The sequence below is a fragment of the Streptomyces sp. NPDC058231 genome (assembly GCF_042882275.1).
Lineage (GTDB): Bacteria > Actinomycetota > Actinomycetes > Streptomycetales > Streptomycetaceae > Streptomyces.
The window spans coordinates 45,591-69,821 of sequence record NZ_JBHVWN010000015.1 but is presented as its reverse complement, the minus strand read 5'-3'; the positions used below and the strand labels follow the sequence as shown (position 1 = coordinate 69,821).

The following is a 24,231-nucleotide window of genomic DNA, read 5'->3' as shown; positions in this document are numbered from 1 at the left end:
CAAGCAACGCTCCGGCGGGCCTCAGCCCTCGGCGATCTCGCGGACCTCGGAGGTGACCGTCCAGTTCTTGGGGTGGATCTCCAGGAACCGCTTGGTCCACTCCAGCGCCTCGGCCATGTCCTTGCACTGGGTGATGGCGTAGCCGCCCACGACTTCCTTCGTCTCGGTGAAGGGCCCGTCGGTGTAGCTCAGCCTGCCGTCCTCCCAGGTGACCCTGGTCCCCTGGGAGGTGGGGGCGAGCCCGGCGGTCTCCAGCATGACCCCGGCCTTGGTGATCTCCTCGAACAACGCGCCCATGCGCGCCTCGAAGCCGGGGTCGGGGGCCTCGGACGGCAGGTTCTGCTCGTCGATGCGGATCATCGACAGGAAGCGCGGCATGGTGACTCCTCGGTACGGGAGGGCGGGGGCTTTCCCTGCCTCTCACCCTTGCGTCGAACGGGAGACGCCGCAATCGACACGTCGGCCGGAAGAAGTCGAGAGAATTTTTGGGAGGCGGCGTTCCCGGGCTACCGCAGCGATGCCCAGAGCCTGCTCGCGGCCGGTTCCAGCGCCACCACCCGGTTGGGGTCGGACGGGGCCGCGACGACGGGCATGGTGATCGTCTCCAGCCCGTCCGCGGGGACGCCGCGCAGGCTCTGCGCCAGGCTCCGCAGCTCGGAGAGGGAGTCGAGTCCGGTGTCCGTGGTGAGGCTGCCGGTGACCGCGTCCGCCACCTCGTACAGGCCGGCCGCGCCGGTCAGCAGATCGGTCTCCTCGACCTCCTTCAGCAGCGCCTTGACGAGCTGCTGCTGGAGCTTGATCCGGCCGAGGTCGCTGCCGTCACCGATGCCGTGGCGGGTGCGGGCGAACGCCAGGGCCTGGGTGCCGTCGAGGCGATGCGTGCCGGCGGCGAGGTGGAGGTGGCTCCGGTCGTCGTCGATGTCCTGGGCCGTCGTGACGGTCACTCCGCCCAGCGCGTCGACGAGGCGGGCGAAGCCGGAGAAGTCGATCTCGATGTAGTGGTCCATCCGGACACCGGTGAGCTGTTCCACCGTCTTGACGGCGCAGACCGGACCGCCGACCGAGTAGGCGCTGTTGAACATGGCGTTGTACGCGGCCGGCAGGGTTCCGCCCGACGGGGCCGGGCAGGAGGGGCGGGTCACCAGGGTGTCGCGCGGGATGCTGACGACGGTGGCCTTCGTGCGGTCGCTGTTCAGATGGACGACCATCGCCGTGTCGGAGCGCGCTCCGGAGCTGTCACCGCCGCCGAGCGCGGAGTTCGCCGCGCCGCTGCGCGAGTCCGAGCCGAGGACCAGGATGTTCAGCGCCCCGGCCGGCGACGGGGAGACGGAGGGCGAGGCGGACGCGGAGGGCGATGCGGACGGGGAGGGCGTCGCGGCCGGAACGGTGACGGGCGCCCTGGCCGGACGGTCGTCGCCCAGTGCGCCGTCGATGTCCACACTGCGGATGTTCTGGTTCAGGTGCCAGTACGCCCACCCGGCTCCCGCCGTGGCGAGCACCAGGGTGCTGCCGATCACCGCGACGGCCGTCTTGAGCCGGCGCGGCCTGCGTCTCTTCTCTCCGTTCACGTCGAGGAACGTAAGTCCGAATTATTGCGCCGGGAACCCTTGTTCGGTTTTCTTTCGGAAAATCTTAGGATCTGTTGAGTTTTCTCATGCCGGGCCGGCGGACCCGCCCGCCACCTCGAACCGCCAGCGGTGCGCGGCCCGGGTGATCAGCTCGGGTGCGGGCTCCGGCAGTTCGGGCAGGTCCGCGCCGTACCCCGCCTCCCACCAGGTGATGACCAGCACCCGGTCCTGGGGGGCGCGCAGCAGCTCGTACCGCAGCGGCTCGCGGGCCAGTTCGGCCGCGCGCGCCCGCGCCCACTCCAGCAGTTCGGTGCCCCGGCCGGCCACGGCCCGGGCTTCCCACATGAGAGCGACCGTCATGAGTAGAGGTTGTCCTTGCTGATCTCGTGCACATGGTCGTGGGAGTGCGCGCCCGGCACGTGCGGGTCCGTCACCGGCAGCGACGAGTCCGCGGAGAGTTCCAGATCGGACGCGGGGCGGTTGCGCGCCACCATCTCGGCGCCCAGCGCCGCGACCATCGCGCCGTTGTCCGTGCACAGCCCCGGGCGCGGCACCCGCAGCCGGATCCCCGCCCGCTCGCACCGCTCCTGGGCGAGTGCCCTCAGCCGCGAGTTGGCCGCGACCCCGCCGCCGATCATCAGGTGGTCGACGCCCTCGTCCTTACAGGCCCGTACGGCCTTCCGGGTGAGCACGTCGACGACGGCCTCCTGGAAGGACGCCGCCACGTCCCGCACCGGCACCTCCTCGCCCGCGGCCCGCTTCGCCTCGATCCAGCGGGCGACGGACGTCTTCAGACCGGAGAAGGAGAAGTCGTACGCGGCGTCGCGGGAGCCGCTCAGTCCGCGCGGGAACGCGATCGCCTTCGGGTCGCCCTCCCTCGCCAGCCGGTCGATCACCGGGCCGCCGGGGAAGCCGAGGTCCAGCACCCGGGCGATCTTGTCGAACGCCTCGCCCGCCGCGTCGTCGATGGTCGCGCCCAGCGGCCGTACATCGGCGGTGATGTCCGGCGCGAGCAGCAGCGAGGAGTGGCCGCCGCTGACCAGCAGCGCCATCGTCGGCTCGGGCAGCGGGCCGTGCTCCAACTGGTCGACGCAGATGTGCGACGCGAGGTGGTTGACCCCGTAGAGCGGCTTGTTCAGGGCGTACGCGTAGGCCTTCGCCGCCGAGACGCCGACGAGCAGCGCGCCGGCGAGTCCGGGACCGGCGGTGACGGCGATGCCGTCCAGGTCGCGGGCGCTGACGCCTGCTTCCTTCAAAGCGCGCTCGATGGTGGGGACCATCGCTTCCAGGTGCGCGCGGGAGGCGATCTCCGGGACGACGCCGCCGAAGCGGGCGTGGGTGTCGACGCTGGACGCGACGGCGTCCGCGAGCAGCGTCGTGCCGCGGACGATGCCGACTCCGGTCTCGTCGCAGGAGGTCTCGATGCCGAGTACGAGCGGTTCGTCAGCCATCAGTCCGTCTCTGTTTCTGGTACGTGCTCAGGTGCGGGCTCTTGTACGTGGAGACGCATGACGAGTGCGTCGATGTTGCCCGGCTGGTAGTAGCCGCGGCGGAAGCCGATCGGTTCGAAGCCGAAGCGTTCGTAGAGCTTCTGCGCGCGGGTGTTGTCGACCCGGACCTCGAGGAGCACTTCCGCGCATTCGAAGGCCGTGGCGTGCTTCAGCAGGTCGGTCAGGAGTTCCGAGCCGAGTCCGCCGCCCCAGTGGTCGCGCGTGACGCCGATCGTCTGGACGTCGGCGAGGTCGCCGGCGGCGGCGAGGCCCGCGTACCCGACGACGCGGCCGGTCTCCGGGGACTCGGCGACGACGTAGCGGCGGGTGGCCCGGGGGCCCCGGGCGTGCGCCAGTTCGGACCAGAACATGCCGGCCGACCAGGCGTCCTCCGGGAACAGCTCGTGTTCGAGCCGCAGCACCGGATCGATGTCCCACCAGCGCATCTCACGCAGTACGGCAGTCGGGCTCGTCACTTCGGGGTGACCACCTTGTAGTTCTTCGGGACCTGGGCGTCGGGCCTGCGCAGGTACAGCGGCTGCGGCGGCAGCAGTTCCGCCCCCGCGGCGAGCCGCTCGGCGGCCACGGCGGCCAGCGCGCCGGCGCCGACGTGCTCGGGGCCGCGGCCGTCCGGGAACGCCTCGGGGTAGAGCACGGCCCCCGCCCCGACCACCGGGAGCCCGGCGAGCTGTCCGGCGATGTCTGCGGGCCGGTCGACGGCGGGTTCACCGACGCGGGTACGGGGGTCCTCGTACCGGGCCCAGTAGACCTCCTTGCGGCGGGCGTCGGTGGCCACGGCGAACGGGCCCTCCAGGCCGTCCCGCCCGGCGGCGTACGCGAGGCCGTCCAGCGTGCACACCCCGTGCACCGGCACGGAGAGCGCGGAGCCGAAGGTCGCGGCCGTCACCAGGCCGACCCGGAGCCCGGTGTACGGGCCTGGGCCGACGCCCACGACGACGGCGGTCACGGCGTCGAGCTTCAGTCCGGCCTCGGCGAGGACCCGGTCGACGGCGGGGAGCAGCAGCTCCCCGTGCCTTCGGGCGTCGACCTGACCCGACTCGGCGACGACGGAGTTCCCGTCGTGCAGGGCGACGGTGACGGCGGGGGTGGCGGTATCCATGGCGAGCAAGAGCACGCAAACAGCCTACGGCTCCGCCGGACGCTCCACGGCGCCACCGTACGGCGTCCCGTACCCACCGGTCGCTGCTGCTACCGTCACCGGGTATACGCGGGTACGACGTAAACGCTTGTACGACTTACGAACATCAGCGAAAGGGGCGCGCACGGTGGCAAGGGGCAGCTCGGGAATCGTGGCCGGGCTCACCGCGGCGGCGATCGTCGCAGTCGGTTTCCTGGCCTACCAGGCGTCGGCGAACGCCCCCGACTCCGTCGCCGCCCCCACGGCGACCGCGTCCAGCAGCGCCCCCGCCGACAGCCACGCCAGGCCCAAGGACAAGAAGCACCCGTTCGCGGTGCCGGCCGACTCCGGCACCGGGGCGCGGGTCGTGTACGCACTGGGCGACCGGCGTGTGTGGCTGGTCGACGCGAAGGGCAGGGCGACCCGGACCTTCGCCGTCATGCCGAGCGCGCTGAACCCGCGGCCCGGGAAGTACAAGGTGACCTCGCGCTCGGGCTCGATCAGGGGCTCCGACGGCGTGCAGATCGAGCACGTGGTGCGGTTCGCGATGGCCGACGGGAATGTGCCGGTGGGATTCAGCGCGGCGCAGGACGGCTCCATGAAGAGCCCGGACCCGACACTGAAGACCGGCGGGGTCCGGATGGGCCGGAAGGACGGCAACGCGATGTGGACGTTCGCGACCGTCGGCGCCGTGGTGGTCGTCGTCCCGTAGGGACGACCGCACGCGGCTGCCGCTATGCGGCGTCGCGCTGCGCGGGCGGCCGCTGCTCCGGCCGCCCCTCGCGTCCCTGAGGTCCCTGCGACGCCTGGGAGTCTTGCTGCTCGCCGCTGGGCGGTGTGGACACCGCGGTGGCGGCGGCGCAGGCCGCCAGCAGATCCTTCATCGACACCGCGGACGTCACTGGCGGCTGCGGCTTCGCTTCACGCTCGGGCGTCGGCATGGATGCCTCCTGGGCTCCGGTGGAAGGCGTGGTTAGGCACACCTAACCAGCTCTCGGTACCCATGTGACCACGCCCGGCCCGCCGCGCGCAACAATATGCCGACAGCCTGTCGGAAAACTGATCCGCCCGGCCTCAGTGAGCCGATTCCAGCTCCGTCCGCAGCGCCGACCAGCGCTCCCCGATCCCGACCAGGGTCACCGAACGCCGCTCGTCGTCCGTGTCGCCGACCGCACGGTGGATCTGCACGTGCAGCCGGTCGTCCGAGAGCTCCTCGACCTTGCCGTCGCCCCACTCCACGACCACCACCGAATCCGGCAGCGACACGTCGAGGTCGAGGTCCTCCATCTCGTCCAGGCCACCGCCCAGGCGGTACGCGTCGACGTGGACGAGCGCGGGACCGCCGCACAGCGACGGGTGGACGCGGGCGATCACGAAGGTGGGCGAGGTGACGGCGCCGCGCACCCCGAGACCTTCGCCGAGACCGCGGGTCAGCGTCGTCTTCCCCGCGCCGAGCTCACCGCTGAGCATCACGAGGTCGCCGGGGCGCAGCAGGCCGGCCAGGCGGCGGCCCAGGTCCTGCATCCGTTCGGGGGACGTGACGTCGAGCCGGGTGGTGACCGGGCCGTCCTCCACCGGGGCGGCCGGGGCACCCCCGGCCGAGGTGCTGGTGAGCGGGGTCTGCGTGACCGGCGGGCGCGTGGCCTCAGTCGCCGGGCGGCTGTGCGGTGCTTCCATGCCCGCCAACGTTAGCCGTTGCCGCCACGGCTCCGATCCGCACCAGCAGGTCCGCAAGCCGGTCGGTGACCGTCTGCGGGTGCTCCAGCATCACCAGATGCCCGGCGTCCGGGACGATGACCAGCTCCGCGTCCGGCAGCTCGTCGGCGATCACCTCGCTGTGCGAGCTGGGTGTCACCAGGTCCTTGTCGCCCGCCAGGATCAGCACCGGCATATCGCGGAACGCGGGCAGCGCCGCGCTCTTGTCGTGCTCGGTGAAGGCCGGGTAGAACTCCGCCACCACGTCGATCGGCGTGGACTCGATGAGCCGCTCGGCGAACCGCTCGACCGCCGGGTCCACGTCCCGGGAACCGAACGAGTACCGCTTGATGAGCCCGGCGAAGAGGTCGGCGGTCGCCCGCCGGCCCCGCTCCACCAGCTCCGGCTGCGAGCCGAGCGCCTTCAGCACCCCGGGGAGCACCCGCCGCACGGCGTTCACGCCCGCGACCGGCAGCCCGAAACTGACCTCGCCGAGTTTCCCGCTCGACGTCCCGACGAACGCGACGGCGGCGACCCGGTCCCGGACCAGCTGCGGGTACAGGTCGGCGAGCGCCATGATCGTCATGCCGCCCATCGAGTGGCCGACGAGGATCAGCCGGCCCTCGGGGGCGGCCGCGTCGATGACCGCCTTCAGGTCGCGGCCGAGCTGGTCGATGCCGACCGTCACACCCTGCGCCGCGGCCCGGCCGCGCTCGGACCGGCCGTGGCTGCGCTGGTCCCAGTGCACCGTGCGCACCAGCCCGCGCAGCGCCGCCCGCTGGAAGTGCCAGGAGTCCTGGCTGAGGCAGTAGCCGTGGCTGAAGACGACGGTGACGGGCCCGGGGGCCTTGCGGCCGAAGAGCCGCCGGCGGCGCGGTCCCGACCCGGCGGGCCCGGCACCGGCACCCGCCGCGGTGCCCGCGCCCGTACCGCCGTCGGGTTCGACCTCGTCCGTCTCGTAGTACAGCTCGGTGCCGTCGTCGGCGACGGCCCGGCCGGGCATACCGCGCAACGCGCCGTACGGCCCCGAGGCGTCCAGCGCCAGCCTGGCCCTGCGGCGCATGCCCCGGCCGACGGTCATCCGCTCGACCGCGACACCGGCCGCGGCACCGGCGGCGATCACGCCTATGGCGGCTCCGGCGAGGCCCGCCCGGCGCCAGCCGACCGCCGTGGCGGCCGTCGCCACCGCGTCCCCCGCGCTGCTCTCGCTCACCGTGCCGCGCTCCTCGTCGGTCGTGGTCCGTCAGGTCAGGACGTGCAGAACAGAGCTGATCAGACCGGACCGGCCGGCGTCTCGTTCAGATAGACGCGCGGTACCCGACCGCTGATGCGGGTGACGATCTCGTACGCGATCGTGCCGGCCGCCTCCGCCCAGTCCTCCGCGGTCGGCTCGCCGCGGTCGCCGGGGCCGAACAGCACCGCCTCGCTCCCCGCCTCGACGACGTCCCCGCCGAGATCGACGACGAACTGGTCCATCGCCACCCGCCCCGCGATCCGCCGCCAGGCACCGCCCACCAGGACCGGGCCGCGTCCGGAGGCGTGGCGCGGGATGCCGTCCGCGTAGCCGAGCGGCACCAGGCCGAGTGTCGTCTCCGCGGATGTCGCGTAGTGGTGCCCGTAGCTGACGCCGTGCCCGGCCGGCACCTGCTTGACCAGGGCGATGGACGCGGCGAGCGTCATCACCGGGCGCAGTCCGAAGTCGGCCGGGGTGCCCAGCTCCGGGCCGGGCGAGATGCCGTACACGGCGATCCCGGTCCGTACGAGGTCGAAGTGCGACTCGGGGACCGTCAGCGTCGCCGGGGAGTTGGCGATGTGCCGCACCTCGGGTTCGACGCCCGCCTTCTCCGCGTACGCCACCATGTCCCGGTACACCGCCAGCTGCGCGGCGATCGACGGATGGCCCGGCTCGTCGGCGCAGGCGAAGTGGGACCACAGACCGGTGATCCGCACCGTGCCCTCGACCTCGGCGGCGCGGGCGGCGGCGACCAGCTCGGGCCAGTCGGCGGGCTGGCAGCCGTTGCGCCCGAGTCCGGTGTCCGCCTTGAGCTGGACACGGGCCGGCCGCCCGGCCTCCCGGGCGGCGGCGGCGACCTCGCGCAGCGCCCACATGCCGCTCACCGACACGTCGATGTCCGCCTCGATCGCCTCGCGCCAGGGGCCGCCCGGTGTCCACAGCCAGCACATCATCGCGCCGCCGATCCCGGCAGCGCGCAGGGCGAGCGCCTCCTGCGGCGTCGCGGTGCCGAGCCAGGTGGCCCCCGCTTCGAGCGCGGCCCGGGCGCACGGCACCGCCCCGTGCCCGTAGGCGTCGGACTTGACGACGGCCATGAGTTGCGCGCCGGCCGCCCGGGCACGCAGCGCACGCACGTTGGCGCGCAGGGCGGCGAGGTCGATCTCGGCCCGGGCTCTCAAGGACGCTGTCTCGTTCATCGCGCCCAGTCTCTCAGAGGCGTACGACAGGGTCCTCGGGTACCGGGGGTGACCGGCCGTGTCATCGGTGGCGGCGCCCGCCGGGGCGCCGCAGATGTCACCGATGGTGCAGCTCATGTTCCACATGGTCGACGAGGACCGGGACATGACTGTGCGAAACGTCCTTCACCGCCGTGACGAGGGTCACCTGTCCCCCCGCACGGACCAGATCGACCAGCTCGCGCACGGCGGCGGTGTGCGGGGGGTCGACGAGCTCGGCCCGGTAGCGGTCCACGAACTCGTCGTAGCGGACGTCGGTGCGGTCCTCGTGGTACCAGGAGCGGAGTTCGTTCGACGGGGTGAGGTCCTTGAGCCACCGGTCGATGCCGGCCCGGTCCTTGGCGACACCGCGGGGCCAGAGCCGGTCGACGAGGACGCGGGTCCCGTCGTCGTCCTCCCTGGCGTCGTACACCCGGCGTACGCGTAAGGAGTCGCTGCCCACCGTCGACCACTCCTCCCCGGCTCTCATCTGCGGTTCCGTCTCTGCTGCCCAGGATCGCTCAGGCCCGTACGTCCCGCCACGCCGCCGGCACCGCGTCAGCGACGTCCTGGGCGGCGACCGGGCCGCCGCCCGAGGCGTGACGGGCCGCGAGGCCGTGCAGGTAGGCGCCGACCGAGGCGGCGTCGCGCGGGGCGAGACCCGCGGCCAGCAGGGAGCCGGTCAGCCCGGAGAGGACGTCGCCGCTGCCCGCCGTGGCCAGCCATGCGGTGCCGGTCGGGTTGACCCGTACGGGAGTGCCCTCGGTGCCGGCGGCGACCAGGGTCGTCGATCCCTTGAGCAGCACGGTGGCCCGGTAGCGGGCGGCCAGTTCCCGTACGGCGGCGAGCCGCCCCGCCTCGACCTCCTCGCGTGCCACGCCGAGCAGCGCGGCGGCCTCCCCGGCGTGCGGGGTGAGCACCGTCGGCGCGGTGCGCGAACGCACCGTGGAGACGTCGAGCAGCCGCAGCCCGTCGGCGTCCACCAGCACCGGGACGGCGGCGGCCAGCACGTCCGCGACGGCCGAGACGGCCTCCGTGCCGTCCCCCAGCCCGGGTCCGACGACCCAGGCCTGCACCCTTCCCGCCTTCGACGGCGGGCCCGCGTGCACCAGCGTCTCGGGGTACCGGGCGATCACCGCGGCGGCGCCCGGGCCGACGTACCGCACCGCCCCCGCGCCGCCCCGCAGCGCCCCGGCGACGGCGAGGACCGCCGCCCCCGGGTAGCGCGCGGACCCGGCGACGACACCGACGACACCGCGGCGGTACTTGTCGCTCTCGCCGCCGGGTACGGGGAGCAGCGCGGCGACGTCCGCGTACTGAAGCGCCTCCAGATCGGGCACGTCGGGCAGCTCGTCACCGAGCCCGATGTCGACGAGGTGCAGCGCGCCCGCCCGGTCGGCGGCCGGGTCGACGAGCAGTCCCGGTTTGTACGCACCGAAGGTGACGGTGGCGTCCGCCCGCACGGCGTCGCCGAGCACCTCGCCGGTGTCCGCCTCGACGCCGCTGGGCAGATCGACGGCGACGACCGGCGCCCCGGTCGCTTCGAAGGCCCGCACCAGCGCGGCCGCCTCCGGGCGCAGCCCGCCGCGGCCGCCGATGCCGGTGATGCCGTCGACCACGAGGTCGACGCGGCCGGCCGGGAAGGCGTCGGCCGACCCGGCGTCCGCCACCCGTCCGCCCGCCGCGCGGAGCGCCGCGACCCCGCCCGGGTGGGCGCGGTCCGGCGAGGTGAGCAGCGCGCGGACGCCCGCGCCGCGCCGGGCCAGCCGGGCCCCCGCGTACAGCGCGTCGCCGCCGTTGTCGCCGCTGCCGACGAGCAGGACGACCCGGGACCCGTACACCCGGCCGCCCCGCCGCAGCAGATCGCCGCAGGCCGCGGCGAGCCCGGCGGCGGCCCGCTGCATCAGGGCGCCGTCGGGCAGCCGCGCCATCAGGGCGCGCTCGGCGGCCCGTACGGTCTCCACGCTGTACGCAGTTCGCATACGGTCAACCCTCCGCGATCACCACGGCGGACGCCACCCCCGCGTCATGGCTCAGCGAGACGTGCCAGTGCCGTACGCCCAGCTCGGCCGCGCGGGCGGCGACGGTGCCGCCGACGCGCAGCATGGGCCGGCCGCTCTCCTCGACATAGACCTCGGCGTCCGTCCAGAGCAGCCCGCCCGGCGCACCGAGCGCCTTCGCGAGGGCCTCCTTGGCGGCGAACCTGGCGGCCAGCGAGGCGGTGCCGCGCCGCTCGCCGCTGGGCAGCAGCAACTCCTGGTCCAGGAAGAGCCGCTGAGCCAGGTGCGGCGTGCGCTCCAGCGCCGCGCCGAACCGCTCGATCTCCGCCACATCGATCCCGACCCCGATGATCACGCGCTCACTCGATCCTTCTTCGACTCATTCGACGGTCACGGACTTCGCCAGATTGCGCGGCTGGTCCACCTCGTTGCCGCGGGCGGTGGCCAGTTCGCAGGCGAAGACCTGCAACGGGACCGTCGCCACCAGCGGCTGAAGCAGCGTAGGCACTGCGGGGACCCAGATCAGGTGGTCGGCGTACGGAACGACCGCCTCGTCGCCCTCCTCGGCGATGACGATGGTGCGGGCGCCGCGGGCCCGGATCTCCTGGATGTTCGACACGATCTTCTCGTGGAGCACCGAACGCCCGCGCGGCGACGGCACGACCACGACGACCGGGAGGTCCTCCTCGATGAGGGCGATGGGTCCGTGCTTGAGCTCGCCGGCGGCGAACCCCTCGGCGTGCATGTACGCGAGCTCCTTGAGCTTCAAGGCGCCTTCGAGGGCGACCGGGTAGCCCACATGGCGCCCCAGGAAGAGCACGGTGTTCTTGTGCGCGAGCGACCGGGCCAGCGCGCGTACCGGCTCCATGGTCCGCAGGACCAGCTCGACCTGCCCGGGGATCTCGGAGAGCTGCCGGACGACGGTGCGGATCTCGTCGCCCCACTTCGTGCCGCGGGTCTGGGCGAGGTACAGGGCGACGAGGTAGCAGGCGACGAGCTGGGTCAGGAAGGCCTTGGTCGAGGCGACGGCGACCTCCGGTCCGGCGTGCGTGTACAGCACGGCGTCGGACTCACGCGGAATGGTCGACCCGTTCGTGTTGCAGATGGCGAGGACCTTCGCCCCCTGTTCGCGGGCGTGCCGCAGCGCCATCAGCGTGTCCATCGTCTCGCCGGACTGGGAGATGGCGATGACCAGGGTGCGCTGGTCGAGGATCGGGTCGCGGTAGCGGAACTCGCTGGCCAGCTCGGTCTCGCAGGGCAGCCGGGTCCAGTGCTCGATGGCGTACTTGGCGATCATCCCGGCGTGGAACGCGGTCCCGCAGGCGACGATGACGACCTTGTCGGTCTCCCGGAGCACGCTCGGCGGGATGCGTACCTCGTCCAGGCGGAGCGTGCCCGTCCGGTCGATCCGCCCGAGGAGGGTGTCGGCCACGGCCTTCGGCTGCTCGGCGATCTCCTTGAGCATGAAGTAGTCGTAGCCGCCCTTCTCGGCGGCGGACGCGTCCCAGTCCACGTGGTACTTGTGGACCTCGGCGGGCCGCCCGTCGAAGTCGGTGACCGTGACGGACTCCCGGCGCAGCTCGACGACCTGGTCCTGCCCCAGTTCGATCGCGGACCGGGTGTGCGCGATGAACGCGGCCACGTCGGAGGCGAGGAACGCCTCGCCCTCCCCGACCCCGACCACGAGCGGCGAGTTGCGCCGGGCCCCGACGACCACGTCCGGCTCGTCGGCGTGCACGGCGACCAGGGTGAACGCCCCTTCGAGCTGCCTGCACACCAGCCGCATCGCCTCCGCCGGGTCGCCGCACGAGGAGTACGCCTCGGCCAGCAGATGGGCGACGACCTCGGTGTCGGTCTCGGACGCCAGGTCGTGTCCGCGCTCGGCGAGTTCGGCGCGCAGCAGGGCGAAGTTCTCGATGATGCCGTTGTGCACGACGGCGACGCGGCCCGCGTTGTCCAGGTGCGGGTGGGCGTTGGCGTCGGTGGGCCCGCCGTGGGTGGCCCAGCGGGTGTGGCCGATCCCGGTGGTACCGGCCGGAAGGGGGCGCTCGACCAGTGCCTTCTCCAGGTTGACGAGCTTCCCGGCCTTCTTCACGGAAGCCAGCCCGCCGTCCGCGAGAACGGCGACGCCCGCGGAGTCGTAACCCCGGTATTCGAGGCGCTTCAGTCCTGCGACGACGACATCAAGCGCGGATTGCCCACCGACGTACCCGACGATTCCACACATACCGATCCCGATCCTTTCGTGGCCCGCCCTCCCCTCACTTCACTCGGCATCGTCGCAGAAGGGGGGCGGACCGCCCGGGATCACTCGTCGGCGCAGTCGCCGTAATCCTCCGCGAGCCGCAGCCGCGGACCCGCTTCGCGCTCCGGCGGCAACCCGCCCGGAGCGGTACGCGGACCCGGCGCCGGGCCGCGAAGTCCGGCCGGGCGTACGGGATCGCGGGACTCAGCCCGCCATCGCCCGCCGGGCCTCGGCCACCACGCCGGGGTCGGTGACGAAGTGGGTGTCCTGCTCGGCCGACGCGCCCCCGGCGCCGAGCGGCACCCAGCCGCCGCCGCGCCGGGGCGACGCCCTGGTCTTGGCGGAGAGATGGACGGCTGCCGCGCCGGCGGCGATCAGGGCCGGGATGTCGGCGGGACGTACCCCGCCGCCGGCCATCACCTGCACCCCGGGTGCGGCGGCGGCCATCGCGGCGATCGTCCCCAGCCCGTCCGCCGCGGCGGGGGCGCCGCCCGAGGTGAGCACCCGGGTGAGGCCGAGCGGGGGCAGCAGCGCGGCGGTGGCCACCGGGTCGGCCGACTGGTCGACGGCACGGTGCAGGGTGATGTCCACCGGCCGGCCCGGGGCCCGGGCCGCGTCGACGAGCCGGGCGACCGCCTCGGTGTCCAGGGCTCCGTCGGCGGTCAGCGCGCCGATCACCACCCCGGAGGCGCCCGAGGCGATGACGGACCGCACCTCGGCGGCCATCAGCGCGATCTCCTCCGCGTCATGGACGAAGTCGCCGGGCCGGCACCTGACCAGCACCTGCACCGGCAGCCCCTCCCCGGCGACCACTTCCACCAGCGCTGCCGACGGGGTCAGACCGCCCAGCTCCAGGGCGGTGCAGAGCTCGACCCGGTCGGCGCCGTTCTCCCGGGCGGCACGGGCGCCGGCCGGCGAGGTGACGGCGATCTCCAGGGCGGGGCGCACGGTCACTCGTCGTCCCCGGTCAGCGGCTGGTCGGAGGCGGGGATGATGCGGGCCGAAAGGTCCGGGTCGGCCATCTCGCGGTCGAACGGGAACATCGGGCGGCGGATGCGGTGGTGGCCCAGGCGCACCAGGTTCTGGTCCACACCGCCGGGGGTGAGCGCCATCTTCCAGCCGACCGACATGTCGAAGAGCTCGGGCTCCAGGTAGCCGATCTTCACGATCACGATGTCGGCGCCGCGCGGGTCGAGGTCCAGGTCGGTGAAGTCGTGCTCGTGGTGGTAGGGCTTGCGCAGCTTGGTGAGGATCGCGTACACGCTGCCGACCCGGACGACGACCTCGGTCTCGGCGTCGCGGTCGCCGTGCCGGACGGCGTGCACCACACCGGTCAGGGTGACCGGGCCCGCGTGCCGGTCGTCCACCTCGGCGCCGGCGGTGACCGTGACGGTGGCGCCGACACCGGCGGCGACAGCGGTCTCGACGGCGGCCGGTCCGGGCACCGAGGCGTAGATGACGGTCGGGCCGTCGTCCTCCCTGAACTCCGGGCGGGCCAGCAGCCGGGTCAGGCCCCAGGTCACGTCGCCTGCCCCGCCGGCGGTCGGATTGTCCCCGGTGTCGCTGATGAAGTACGGGCGCCGGTCGGAGGCGAGGGCCTCGTCCAGGATGCCGTCGAAGGTGCCGGTCGGGGCGACGAAGTCGAAGTCGTCGCGGGCCTTCCAGAAGCCCTCGGCCAGACGCTCGGCACCGGCCGAGACGGCTGCCCGGTCGGTGCCGGTGACCATCACCACGGCGCGGTTGCGCGGCTCGTCCGCCCAGGCGTAACCGACCCATATCGCGGCGTCGATCACTCCGTCCACGGCCTCGACCTCGTCCACCGCCGCGTACACGCTCCTGGCCGGCTCGATCCGGGTGGAGGTCTGCTCGCCGGCCAGCAGCACCGGCACCGGCACCCAGGCCTTGACCGGACGGGGCGCACCGGATGCCAGCAGGTCCACCAGGTTGCGGACGGCCCGCTCCTTGGTCTCCATGTGGTCCTCGTGCGGGGCCATCCGGTAGCAGGTGATCAGGTCGCTGCCGTGGGCGAGTTCGCGGGAGACGTTGCCGTGCAGGTCCATCGAGGTGGAGATGATCACGTCGGGGCCGACGGTGGCGCGGATGCGCTCCAGCAGCACCGCCTCGGCGTCGTCGACGCCCTCCACGGTCATCGCGCCGTGGATGTCGTACCAGAGGCCGTCCGGCCGGGGCAGCGCGGCGAGCCGTTCGATCAGCTCGTCGGTCAGCTCGGCCCAGGCGGCGGCGGTGACGGTGCCGCCCGGCAGCGACTTGCCGACCAGGGCGCCGTGCCAGTCGGCCGCCTCGCGCAGTTCCTCACCGGGGGCCAGGAAGGGGTAGCGGTCCAGCACCTCGGCGCCGCGCGAGGGGTGGAAGGCGGGGGCCTGGGTGCGGGCGGGAGAGAAGGTGGACGACTCGATGCCGAGGCCGGCGACGGCTATGACCGGGCGGGCTGCGGCGGTGCGGGATTGCGACATGGCTCCTCGTAGGGGTGGGGCGTCAGACGTGACGGGGCGCGGGGGCGCGGAACCGGTCGGCGGCGCCGACCTCGCTCAACGCCCGGGCCAGGGCGCGCTGCAGGGCGAACTGCCCGGCGCCGACCAGTCCGGCGTCGGCGCCCAGGCTGGCCCGCTCGATGGTGAGGTGTTCGGTGACCAACGGGTGGCAGCTCTCGTAGAGCTGGCTGCGCACGGCGGCCACGAACGGTTCCAGGGTGGAGAGGATGCCGCCGAGGTAGACGGCGTCCGGATTGAAGAAGTTGACGTTGGCGGCGAGCACCTGGCCGAGGTAGTCCCCGGCCCTGCGGACCGCGCGGGTGGCCTCCGGGTCGGCGTCCATGGCCAGCCGGGCCACGTCCTCGGGGCTGCTGACGTCGGCCCCGCGCTCGCGCAGGATGCGGACCAGGGCGGCGCCGGACGCCACGGTCTCCAGGCAGCCGGTGTTGCCGCAGGAACAGGGGATGTCGGCGCCGGCGTCGATCCGGATATGGGTGATGTCACCGGCCGCGCCGGTGGCGCCCCGGTAGAGCCGCCCGTCGGCGATCACACCGGCGCCGATCGCGGAGCCGATCTTCACCATGATCGTCTGACGGTGTTCGGCGGGCCGCACGGTGTGCTCGCCGACCGCCATGCAGTTGGCGTCGTTGTCCACGGCGGCCGGGACGCCGAAGCGTTCCTCCAGCCACGCGGTGACCGGGAAACGGTTCCAGCCCGGCATCCGCGACGGCAGGACGACCGACCCCGACGCGATGTCCACCGGCCCGGGCAGCGAGAGCCCGACCCCGCGCAGCCGGCCGCGCCCGTGCTGCTCGGCCAGCTCCTCCAGGGTCTCGGCGAGCCGGGGCAGAGCCGCCTCGGGGCCGTCCGCGATCACGAAGGGGACGGTCGAGACATCGGTCAGACCGCCGCCGGGCAGCACCACACCTATCCGGGCGTGCCGGCCGCCGAGGTCGGCGGCGACGGCGAACTCGTCGTTGCTTCCCAGTCTCAGCACTTTGCGGGGGCGGCCGCCGGTGGAGGACTGGGTGCCCTCCTCGGCGATCAGCCCGCGCTCCACCAGATGGGCCACGGTGAGAGAGATGGTGGAGGCGGCGGCCCCCAGCAGTCCGGCGAGTTCGGCGCGTGACGAGGCCTGGCCCGATGCGACGAGTTCCAGGACCCGCGCGGCGAGGGCGGGGGTGCCTTTCGCGGCCCTGCGGTCCCATGCACTTATTTCAGTCATGTACGAAGTAACTTCCGCAACGGTGTAGGTGGCGAAGACAATACGCCCGCGCTCGGCGCGGGGGAACAGCTCCGCGAAGGAAGTGGACCCGAACCAAAGCCTCTTCAAACTACCCAAATACACCCAACAGAGCAGGGTGATCGGGGCTGGATGGCTTTTGTCGGAGGCGCAGTAACTTACTTTTTACTAATTCTTGTTTGTTTCTTCGGCGTGTCCGGCGTTAGCTGTCGTCAACGCAGTGCCGGTCCCGGGCATACGGGTCCTTTCACTCTGAGGAGAGTCATGTTCCTTGCTCAATCGGCGAACAGCCGCCGCTGGGCCCTTGTCGCGGGTGCCGCCGTCACCGCGGGTGTCATGCTGACCGGTTGTTCCGGAGGCGGCACCTCGTCGTCGTCCGCCTCCGGCTCGTCGGACACCATCAACTACGCACTGCCGGCCAACTTCACGCCGAACTGGATCCTCCCGGTCGGCACCGCCGCGCACCTGAACACCAACAACTCCTCCATATCCCAGTCCCTCTGGGAGCCGCTGATCGCGTACGACGGCTCCACCGGCAAGGTCGGCTGGAACAAGGACAACTCGCTGGCCACCGCCGCCGACTTCGCCGCGGACAGCAAGAGCGTCTCGATCACGCTCGGCGACCGGCACTGGAGCGACGGCAAGCCGATCACCTCGCGCGACGTGGAGTTCTGGTTCAACCTGGTCAAGGCCAACAAGGCCGACTGGGCCAGCTACAGCCCGGGCAAGGCGCCGGACAACTGGACCTCGCTGAAGGCCGTCGACGACACGCACTTCACCATCACCTTCGACCGGGCCTACAACCAGCAGTGGATGCTCGCCAACGAGTTGAGCATGATCCGCCCGATGCCGCAGCACGTCTGGGACAAGACCAGCGACTCGGGCACCGTGTCGGACCTCGACCGCACCGCGGCCGACGCCAAGAAGGTCTGGGCGTACCTCAACGACGCCGCCAAGAAGATCTCCGGTTACGCCACCGATCCGCTCTGGAAGACGGTCAGCGGCCCGTACACCATCAAGTCGTTCACCACGGCCGGCAAGGTCCAGCTGACGGCCAACGCCAAGTACGACGGCGGCGGCAAGGCCAACATCAAGAACGTGAACCTGCTTCCGTTCACCACCACGGACGCCGAGGAGAACGCGCTCCGGGCAGGCACGGTCGACTACGGCTACATCAACGCGACCAACCTCAGCCAGGAATCGTCCTTCGCCGCCAAGGGCTACGCGCTGAAGCCGTGGTCGGGCTGGGCCATCACGTACATGCCCTACAACTTCAACAACCCCGCCATGGGCGCGGTGTTCAAGCAGCTCTACGCCCGCCAGGCGATCCAGATGTCGGTGGACCAGACCACCCTCTCCAAGGTGGTCTTCAACGGCACCGCGGTCTCGACCTACGGACCGATCCCGCAGGGCCAGAGCTCGTCCTTCGTCTCGTCGGAGCAGAAGAACAACCCGTACCCGTTCTCCACCGCCAAGGCGAAGCAGCTGCTGACCGGCCACGGCTGGACGGAGCAGGACGGCACCATGGTGTGCACCGCCCCCGGCACCGGTGACAACCAGTGCGGCGACGGCGTGGACAAGGGCACCAAGTTCCGGATGCAGGTGCTCTCGCAGTCCGGCTCGACCGTGACCGACAACATGATGAGCGCCCTGCAGTCGTCGTTCGCCAAGACCGGCATCGACTTCAGCATCAAGACCGCCCCGGTCAACTCGGTCCTCTCGCAGGCCGGCCAGTGCAAGGCCGACCAGGCCGGTTGCAAGTGGCAGCTGTCGTTCTTCGGCACCGCGGGCAGCTGGTACTTCCCGGCCTACCCGAGCGGTGACTCGCTCTTCGCCACCGGCGGCGGCTCCAACTTCGGCAGCTACTCCAACTCCGCCGTGGACAAGCTCGTCACCCAGACCACCACGTCCTCCTCCGACGAGGCGGTGCAGAAGTACAGCGCCGCCCTGGCCAAGGACCTCCCGGTCGTGTGGCTGCCGGAGCCCGACTACCAGGTCTCCGTGGTCAAGAAGGGCCTGAGCGGCTTCGCCCAGGACTCGCTCGCCAACTTCCACCCCGCCATGTGGAAGTGGACCACCAAGTAAGCCCAGCCGGTGACCACACGTACCACTGAGCCGAAGCGACCGGAAAACACATGAGCACTTCCTCGTACCTGATCAGGCGGGTCCTTCAAGCCGTCGTGGTGATCGTCATCGTGACGATCGTGGTATTCGGTCTGCTGCACGCCCTGCCCGGGGGTCCCGCTCGCGGGATCCTCGGCCCGCAGGCCACGGCGCAGCAGATCGCGTCCTTCAACCACGAGCAGGGCCTCGACAAGCCACTTCCCGTGCAGTACTTCTACTACCTGAACCAGCTGCTGCACGGCGACCTCGGGACCTCGTACACCCTCAATGAGCCGGTCTCCCAGCTCATCACCGAGCGGCTGGCCAAGACCCTGCTCCTCACCGCCCTGTCGGCGATCGTCGGCCTCGTGCTGGCCATCCCGCTGGGCATGTGGCAGGCCGTCCGGCGCAACAAGCCGGTCGACTACGTCATCACCACGCTGAGCTTCATCGCCTACTCCACGCCCGTGTACTTCCTCGGGCTGATCCTGGTGCTGGTGTTCAGCCAGGCGCTGCCGTGGTTCCCGTCCCAGGCTCCGCAGGGGGACACGCTCGCCCAGGTGTTCTCCGAACCGCAGGCTCTGGTGCTGCCGGTGGTCGCCGGTGCCGCCTCGATGATCGCGGTGTTCAGCCGCTACATGCGGGCGGCCACCCTGGAGAACCTCTCCGAGGACTACGTCAGGACGGCGCGGGCCGGCGGTTCCCGCTCCCGCGCCATCCTGTGGCGGCACGTGTTCCGCAACTCGCTGACGCCGGTGGTCGCCATGCTCGGCTACTACGTGCCGGTGCTGTTCGGCGGCGCCCTGGTGGTCGAGCAGCTCTTCAACTACCCCGGTATGGGACTGCTCTTCTGGACCGCCGCGCAGTCCTCCGACTACCCGGTGCTGCTGGGCTGCGTGCTCGTCATCGCGACCGCCACGGTGGTCGGCACGCTGCTCGCCGACGTCGTCCAGCGGATCATCGACCCCCGAGTGAAGGCAGGCCGGGCATGAGCGCCGTCATCCAGCCGGGCCAGGTGCCCGGCACGGTCACCGACGCCGCCACGGCGTCCGGCTCCCGGCTCGCCGTACGGCGCTTCCTGCGCAACCGGCTCGCCGTGGTCGGACTCGGCGTCGTGGTCTTCTTCTTCCTGCTCTGCTTCGCCGGTCCGCTGGTGTACTCCACCGACCAGACCCACACGATGCTCCAGCAGGTCAACCTCGCGCCCAGCGGCTCGCACTGGCTCGGCACCGACGCGGTCGGCCACGACGAGCTGGGCCGGCTGATGTACGGCGGCAAGGTGTCGCTGATCGTCGGCCTCGCCGCGGGCATCCTGGCCACCGTGATCGGCACCCTGTGGGGCGCCGTCGCCGGCTACGCGGGCGGCTGGGTCGACGCGTTCATGATGCGGATCGTGGACGCGGGGATCGCCATCCCGGCGCTCTTCATCCTGCTGGTGGTCTCCGCCATCACCACCCCGGGACTGAGCGGACTGATCGTCATCCTGGGCTTCGTCTCCTGGCTGGTGCCGTCCCGGCTGATCAGGGCCGAGACGCTGACCCTGAAGAACCGCGACTACGTCCTGACCCTGCGGGCCATCGGCGGTACGCACGCCCGGGCGATCACCCGGCACATCCTGCCGAACTCGGTCTCGACCATCATCGTCGCGGCCACCTTCCAGATCGCCGACGCCATCCTGCTGGTCGCCTACGTCTCCTACCTGGGCCTGGGCGTCCAGCCGCCGGCCACCGACTGGGGCGGCATGCTCTCGGCCGGACTCACCGCCGCCTATTCCGGCTACTGGTGGCTCATCCTGCCGCCGGGCCTGGCCATCATCCTGGTGGTGTGGGCGTTCAACGCGATCGGGGACGGACTCCGCGACGCATTCGACGTGAGGGGACGCGGATGACCGCCACCCAGGGCCCCGCCGCCCCGCAGGCCGGGCCGATTCTCGAACTCGACGACCTCGGTGTCGTCTTCACCACCGAGACCGGCGAGGTGCCGGCCGTCCGGGGTGTCTCCCTGCACGTCCGCCCGGGCGAGACCCTCGCCCTGGTCGGCGAGTCGGGCTCCGGCAAGTCCACCATCGCGCTGGCCGCGATGGGCCTGCTGGCCGGCAACGCCCGCGCCACCGGAAGCGCCACCATCGCCGGCCACCAGATGGTCGGTGCCCGTGAGACCGACCTGGCGGCGCTGCGCGGCCGGACCGTCTCCATGGTGTTCCAGGAGCCGGCCACCGCGCTCGACCCGCTGACCCGGATCGGCAGGCAGATCGCCGAGGTGATCCGCAACCACCGCAAGGTGTCCGCCAAGGAAGCGGCCGCCGAGGCCGTCGAACTCCTCCGCAAGGTCGGCATCCCGGAGCCGGAGCGGCGGGCCACCGCCTACCCCTTCCAGCTCTCCGGCGGACAGCGCCAGCGGGTGGTCATCGCCATGGCCATCGCCAACGAACCGTCGCTGCTGATCGCCGACGAGCCGACCACCGCGCTGGACGTCACGGTGCAGGCCGAGATCCTCGACCTGCTGCGCCGGCTCGCCGTCGAGACCGGCACCGGCGTCCTGCTGGTCACCCACAACATGGGCGTGGTCGCGGACTTCGCCGACCGGGTCGCCGTGATGTACCACGGCGAGATCGTGGAGACCGGGCCGGTCGAGGACGTGCTGCTCCGCCCGTCCCACGAATACACCGAGCGGCTGCTGGCCGCGGTGCCGCGGCTGTCGGTCGCCGAGGCGGGCGGGCCGGCCGCGCCGGCCGTCGCCGCCCGCCCGGACACCGAGCCGGTGGTCGAACTCCGCGACATCTCCGTGGTGTTCGGCCACGGTAAGGGCGCCGTGCGAGCCCTGGACGGGGTCTCGCTCGCCGTCCACGCCGGGGAGACCCTGGGCCTGGTCGGCGAGTCGGGCTCCGGGAAGTCGACCGCGTCCCGGGTCGCGCTCGGTCTGATCCCGCCGAGTTCCGGCACCGTCTCGCTGTTCGGCACCGACCTGGGCCGTACCCGGTCCCGGGCCCGCCGGGCGCTGCGGGCCGGTATCGGCGTGGTCCTGCAGGACCCGGTGGCCTCGCTGGACGCCCGGATGACGGTCGGCGAATGCATCGCCGAGCCGCTCAGGGTGCACCGCCGCGAGCTCTCCGCCAAGGACCGCCAGAGCAAGGTCGCCGACGTCCTCGACCGGGTCCGGCTGCCGCGTGAACTCGCCCGGCGTGCCCCACGGGAACTGTCCGGCGGTCAGCGTCAGCGGGTCAGCCTGGCCCGAGCCCTGGTCCTGGAGCCGCGGCTGCTGGTCGCGGACGAGCCCACCAGCGCACTCGACGTGAGCGTGCAGGAGGCGGTGCTCGAAGTGATCTCCGAGCTCCAGCACGAGCTGGGCTTCGCCTGCCTCTTCGTCTCCCACGACCTGGCCGTCGTACAGCACTTCGCGCAGCGCGTCGTCGTGATGCGGGCCGGCCGGATCGAGGAGCAGGGCCCCACAGGCGCGACCCTGCTGCACCCGGAGACCGACTACACCCGCCGGCTGCTGGCCGCCGTGCCGGTACCCGACCCGGTGATCCAGCGCGGCCGCAGAGCCGAACGTCTGGCCACCCTCGCGGCCGGCCGGGCGGAGGTCCAGGTATGAGCTTCCGTGACCGTACGCTCTTCGCCGGAGTGGACATCGGCGGCACCACGACCCAGGTGGTCGTCTGCGCCGAGGACCTGACCGTGCTGGACCGCGCCGAGGTGGCGACCCCGGCGGCCGACGGCGGCCGGGCCATGATCGGCGCCGCCCTGGGAGCGCTGGCCCCGCTGCTGGAGCGCACCCCCGGCCGGCTCGCCGGTTGCGGGGTCGGCGCGGCCGGCGTGGTGGACTCCGCCACCGGCCGCATCCTGGTGGCCAGCGACTCCTTCACCGGCTGGGCCGGCTTCGCGGTGACGGACGCCGTGCAGGAGGCGCTGGGTGTCCCGGCGTTCCTGGACAACGACGTCAACGCCTTCCTCTACGGGGAGGCGTCCGGCGGCGCCGTGCGCGGCGAGTCGGACGTCCTCGGGATGACGCTGGGCACCGGGGTCGGCGGTGCGCTGTGGACCGGCGGCGCACTGTTCGCCGGGCCGCACGGCGCGGCCGGCGAGATCGGGCACATTCCCGGCTTCGGTGATCTGCTCTGCTCGTGCGGCGGCCGGGGCCACCTGGAGACCTTGGCCTCCGGCCGTTCCATCGGCGCCCGTTACGCGGACCGCACCGGCCGCCGGCTGACCGCCCGCGAGGTCGCGCAGGCCGCCGGCCACGGTGACCAGGACGCCCTCGCGGTGTACGAGGCCGCCGGTGCCGGGATCGCCCAGGCGATCGTGATGACGGCGGGCGTCGTGGACATCACCACGGTGGTGATCGGTGGCGGGGTCAGCCGTGCCTGGCCGCTGCTGGAACCCCTCATCCTGACGTCGCTGGCCGCCGACCCGCCGGTCAGCGGCCACCCGGTCCGGCTGGTCAGGGCAGCCCTGGCCGGCGACGCGGTGCCGGTCGGCGCCGCGGCCCGGGCCCGGCAGGAGCTGACGGCGAAGGTCGCGGCCTGAGCGGACCGCCGCGGGCGCCAGGAGCCCGCTCCGACACCACGAGCCTGCGTGCCGTGGCGTCGGAGCGGGCTCTTCGCCGTTCCTCCGGGGGCCCCGTGAACCCTTTCGCCCCCTGCGGGTAACAAGGGGTGACACGTTCACCGAACGAACCCGAGGAGCCACTGTGGCCGGACCCCCGGCTGGACCCCTGCCCGAGCCACCGGCCGGCCCCGCACCCGGCCCCGCACCCGGCGCCCCGACCGGACGGCCCTGCGACGCGCACGACGACGACGCCGGGATCGTCACCCAGTCGCTGGAACAGCCCGAGATCTTCGCCGGGCTCTACGACCGCCACGCTCCCGACATCCACCGGTACGTCGCCCGCCGCCTCGGGGAGGGCGCGGCGGACGACATCACGGCGGAGACGTTCCTCATCGCCTTCCGTTCCAGGCGCCGCTACGACGCCGCCCGCCGCAACGCGCGGCCCTGGCTGTACGGCATCGCGGCGAACCTCATCGGCAAGCAGCGGCGCGGCGAGGAGCGGAGCCTGCGCGCCCTGGCCCGCACCGGGGTGGACACCGTCGCCGCCTCCTGGAGCGACCGGTCCGACACCCGGATAGCCGCCCGGGCGCCGCTGGCCGGAGCGCTCGCCGCACTCTCCCCCGGCGACCGGCACGTGCTGCTGCTCGTCGCCTGGGCCGACCTCGGGTACGAGGAGGTCGCGCAGGCGCTGCGCATCCCGGTCGGCACCGTACGGTCCCGCCTCAACCGCGCCCGCCGCAAGGTCCGTGAGGCGCTCGACACCGACCCCGCATTCACGTCCGACGTCATGGAGGCGAGCCCGTCATGGACGACATGACCCAGCTGCGCGAGATGCGCGCCGACGCTCCCGTTCCCGACCGTGCCGCGCTCGCTCCCGGCAGGCAGCGGCTCACCGATGCCGTGGCGGGCGGCCGCCGCGGCCTCCGGCTGCGCGCCGACTGGCGGGTCGCCTCGATCGGCGCGGCCGCGGCGATCACCGCCGCTGCCCTGCTGACCACACAGATCGGCGGCGGGCCCGGCTCGTCCCACGGTGCCACCGCGGCGAGCCCCCTGAGCCTGCACAGCCCGGCCGAGGTCCTGAACCGGGCGGCGGACGCGCTGGAGAAGCAGGAGGCCCCGGCCGAACCGCGCCCCGACCAGTGGATCTACACCAGGACGAAGATCGCCGCGGGGGGGGCCCACGGGGGGGGCGGCCCGAGGGGGGAGGTATACTACGAACCCCCATACAGCGTGCCGGACCAACACAAACCCCCGGCGAACAA

At 72.5% G+C, this 24,231-nt stretch carries 24 protein-coding genes and 1 pseudogene; 8 read left to right on the top strand and 17 right to left on the bottom strand.

What is annotated here, in order from left to right:
- Positions 1-21 precede the first annotated feature (21 nt).
- From ACFVXE_RS13740 to tsaB, 6 genes are all read right to left on the bottom strand, one after another.
- The gene (locus tag ACFVXE_RS13740) at positions 22-378 is read right to left on the bottom strand and encodes a YciI family protein (RefSeq protein WP_389671325.1); all 357 of its coding nucleotides are present in this window, start codon (positions 376-378) and stop codon (positions 22-24) included.
- Between the two features lie 128 nt (positions 379-506).
- Positions 507-1,568, bottom strand: a complete 1,062-nt coding sequence (locus ACFVXE_RS13735) for an LCP family protein (RefSeq protein ID WP_389671324.1) — start codon at positions 1,566-1,568, stop codon at positions 507-509.
- 84 nt (positions 1,569-1,652) lie between these two features.
- Positions 1,653-1,928 carry a hypothetical protein gene (locus tag ACFVXE_RS13730; RefSeq protein ID WP_389671323.1) on the bottom strand — a complete coding sequence of 92 codons (276 nt, stop codon included), beginning with the start codon at positions 1,926-1,928 and terminating at the stop codon, positions 1,653-1,655.
- Positions 1,925-3,019, bottom strand: a complete 1,095-nt coding sequence (tsaD, locus tag ACFVXE_RS13725; RefSeq protein WP_389671322.1) for a tRNA (adenosine(37)-N6)-threonylcarbamoyltransferase complex transferase subunit TsaD — start codon at positions 3,017-3,019, stop codon at positions 1,925-1,927. The genes ACFVXE_RS13730 and tsaD overlap by 4 nt, the downstream gene beginning before the upstream one ends.
- Positions 3,019-3,534, bottom strand: a complete 516-nt coding sequence (gene rimI / locus ACFVXE_RS13720; protein WP_389671321.1) for a ribosomal protein S18-alanine N-acetyltransferase — start codon at positions 3,532-3,534, stop codon at positions 3,019-3,021. The genes tsaD and rimI overlap by 1 nt, the downstream gene beginning before the upstream one ends.
- Positions 3,531-4,178, bottom strand: coding sequence for a tRNA (adenosine(37)-N6)-threonylcarbamoyltransferase complex dimerization subunit type 1 TsaB (gene tsaB / locus ACFVXE_RS13715; protein ID WP_389671383.1), 648 nt, complete (start codon positions 4,176-4,178; stop codon positions 3,531-3,533). Before tsaB ends, rimI begins: the two co-directional genes overlap by 4 nt.
- A 166-nt stretch (positions 4,179-4,344) precedes the next feature.
- On the opposite strand from tsaB, the gene ACFVXE_RS13710 reads away from it, so the two are divergent.
- Positions 4,345-4,908, top strand: a complete 564-nt coding sequence (locus ACFVXE_RS13710) for a hypothetical protein (protein ID WP_389671320.1) — start codon at positions 4,345-4,347, stop codon at positions 4,906-4,908.
- Positions 4,909-4,930: 22 nt separating this feature from the next.
- On the opposite strand, the gene ACFVXE_RS13705 is transcribed toward ACFVXE_RS13710, so the two are convergent.
- From ACFVXE_RS13705 to ACFVXE_RS13655, 11 genes are all read right to left on the bottom strand, one after another.
- Complete coding sequence (locus ACFVXE_RS13705; protein WP_389671319.1) at positions 4,931-5,137, bottom strand: hypothetical protein; 207 nt, start codon at positions 5,135-5,137, stop codon at positions 4,931-4,933.
- A gap of 133 nt (positions 5,138-5,270) precedes the next feature.
- Positions 5,271-5,873, bottom strand: a complete 603-nt coding sequence (gene tsaE / locus ACFVXE_RS13700) for a tRNA (adenosine(37)-N6)-threonylcarbamoyltransferase complex ATPase subunit type 1 TsaE (protein ID WP_389671318.1) — start codon at positions 5,871-5,873, stop codon at positions 5,271-5,273.
- Positions 5,842-7,104, bottom strand: coding sequence for an alpha/beta fold hydrolase (locus ACFVXE_RS13695; protein ID WP_389671317.1), 1,263 nt, complete (start codon positions 7,102-7,104; stop codon positions 5,842-5,844). Before ACFVXE_RS13695 ends, tsaE begins: the two co-directional genes overlap by 32 nt.
- A gap of 59 nt (positions 7,105-7,163) precedes the next feature.
- The gene (gene alr / locus ACFVXE_RS13690; protein WP_389671382.1) at positions 7,164-8,321 is read right to left on the bottom strand and encodes an alanine racemase; all 1,158 of its coding nucleotides are present in this window, start codon (positions 8,319-8,321) and stop codon (positions 7,164-7,166) included.
- 97 nt (positions 8,322-8,418) lie between these two features.
- Positions 8,419-8,829, bottom strand: a complete 411-nt coding sequence (locus ACFVXE_RS13685; protein WP_389671316.1) for a DUF488 domain-containing protein — start codon at positions 8,827-8,829, stop codon at positions 8,419-8,421.
- A 31-nt stretch (positions 8,830-8,860) separates the two neighbouring features.
- The gene (locus ACFVXE_RS13680) at positions 8,861-10,321 is read right to left on the bottom strand and encodes an NAD(P)H-hydrate dehydratase (protein ID WP_389671315.1); all 1,461 of its coding nucleotides are present in this window, start codon (positions 10,319-10,321) and stop codon (positions 8,861-8,863) included.
- Positions 10,322-10,325: 4 nt separating this feature from the next.
- Complete coding sequence (locus ACFVXE_RS13675; RefSeq protein WP_389671314.1) at positions 10,326-10,694, bottom strand: holo-ACP synthase; 369 nt, start codon at positions 10,692-10,694, stop codon at positions 10,326-10,328.
- A gap of 24 nt (positions 10,695-10,718) precedes the next feature.
- Positions 10,719-12,566, bottom strand: coding sequence for a glutamine--fructose-6-phosphate transaminase (isomerizing) (gene glmS / locus ACFVXE_RS13670; protein WP_389671313.1), 1,848 nt, complete (start codon positions 12,564-12,566; stop codon positions 10,719-10,721).
- A gap of 222 nt (positions 12,567-12,788) precedes the next feature.
- Positions 12,789-13,538, bottom strand: coding sequence for a copper homeostasis protein CutC (locus ACFVXE_RS13665; protein ID WP_389671312.1), 750 nt, complete (start codon positions 13,536-13,538; stop codon positions 12,789-12,791).
- Positions 13,535-15,058 (bottom strand): M81 family metallopeptidase, encoded by a 1,524-nt coding sequence (locus ACFVXE_RS13660; protein ID WP_389671311.1) that lies wholly within the window; start codon positions 15,056-15,058, stop codon positions 13,535-13,537. The genes ACFVXE_RS13665 and ACFVXE_RS13660 overlap by 4 nt, the downstream gene beginning before the upstream one ends.
- A gap of 22 nt (positions 15,059-15,080) precedes the next feature.
- The gene (locus ACFVXE_RS13655) at positions 15,081-16,301 is read right to left on the bottom strand and encodes an ROK family protein (protein WP_389671310.1); all 1,221 of its coding nucleotides are present in this window, start codon (positions 16,299-16,301) and stop codon (positions 15,081-15,083) included.
- A gap of 282 nt (positions 16,302-16,583) precedes the next feature.
- On the opposite strand from ACFVXE_RS13655, the gene ACFVXE_RS13650 reads away from it, so the two are divergent.
- The 7 genes and pseudogenes from ACFVXE_RS13650 to ACFVXE_RS13620 form a co-directional block, all read left to right on the top strand.
- Complete coding sequence (locus ACFVXE_RS13650; RefSeq protein ID WP_389671309.1) at positions 16,584-18,404, top strand: peptide ABC transporter substrate-binding protein; 1,821 nt, start codon at positions 16,584-16,586, stop codon at positions 18,402-18,404.
- A gap of 50 nt (positions 18,405-18,454) precedes the next feature.
- Positions 18,455-19,414: an ABC transporter permease gene (locus ACFVXE_RS13645; RefSeq protein WP_389671308.1), complete on the top strand. Its 960-nt coding sequence runs from the start codon at positions 18,455-18,457 to the stop codon at positions 19,412-19,414.
- Positions 19,411-20,310 carry an ABC transporter permease gene (locus tag ACFVXE_RS13640; RefSeq protein WP_389671307.1) on the top strand — a complete coding sequence of 300 codons (900 nt, stop codon included), beginning with the start codon at positions 19,411-19,413 and terminating at the stop codon, positions 20,308-20,310. The genes ACFVXE_RS13645 and ACFVXE_RS13640 overlap by 4 nt, the downstream gene beginning before the upstream one ends.
- Complete coding sequence (locus ACFVXE_RS13635; protein ID WP_389671306.1) at positions 20,307-22,016, top strand: dipeptide ABC transporter ATP-binding protein; 1,710 nt, start codon at positions 20,307-20,309, stop codon at positions 22,014-22,016. Before ACFVXE_RS13640 ends, ACFVXE_RS13635 begins: the two co-directional genes overlap by 4 nt.
- The gene (locus ACFVXE_RS13630) at positions 22,013-22,948 is read left to right on the top strand and encodes an ROK family protein (RefSeq protein ID WP_389671305.1); all 936 of its coding nucleotides are present in this window, start codon (positions 22,013-22,015) and stop codon (positions 22,946-22,948) included. Before ACFVXE_RS13635 ends, ACFVXE_RS13630 begins: the two co-directional genes overlap by 4 nt.
- Before the next feature lie 187 nt (positions 22,949-23,135).
- Complete coding sequence (locus ACFVXE_RS13625; protein ID WP_389671381.1) at positions 23,136-23,786, top strand: RNA polymerase sigma factor; 651 nt, start codon at positions 23,136-23,138, stop codon at positions 23,784-23,786.
- Positions 23,774-24,231 (top strand): annotated as a pseudogene (locus tag ACFVXE_RS13620) (hypothetical protein); the annotation flags it as partial. The gene ACFVXE_RS13625 and the pseudogene ACFVXE_RS13620, both read left to right, overlap by 13 nt.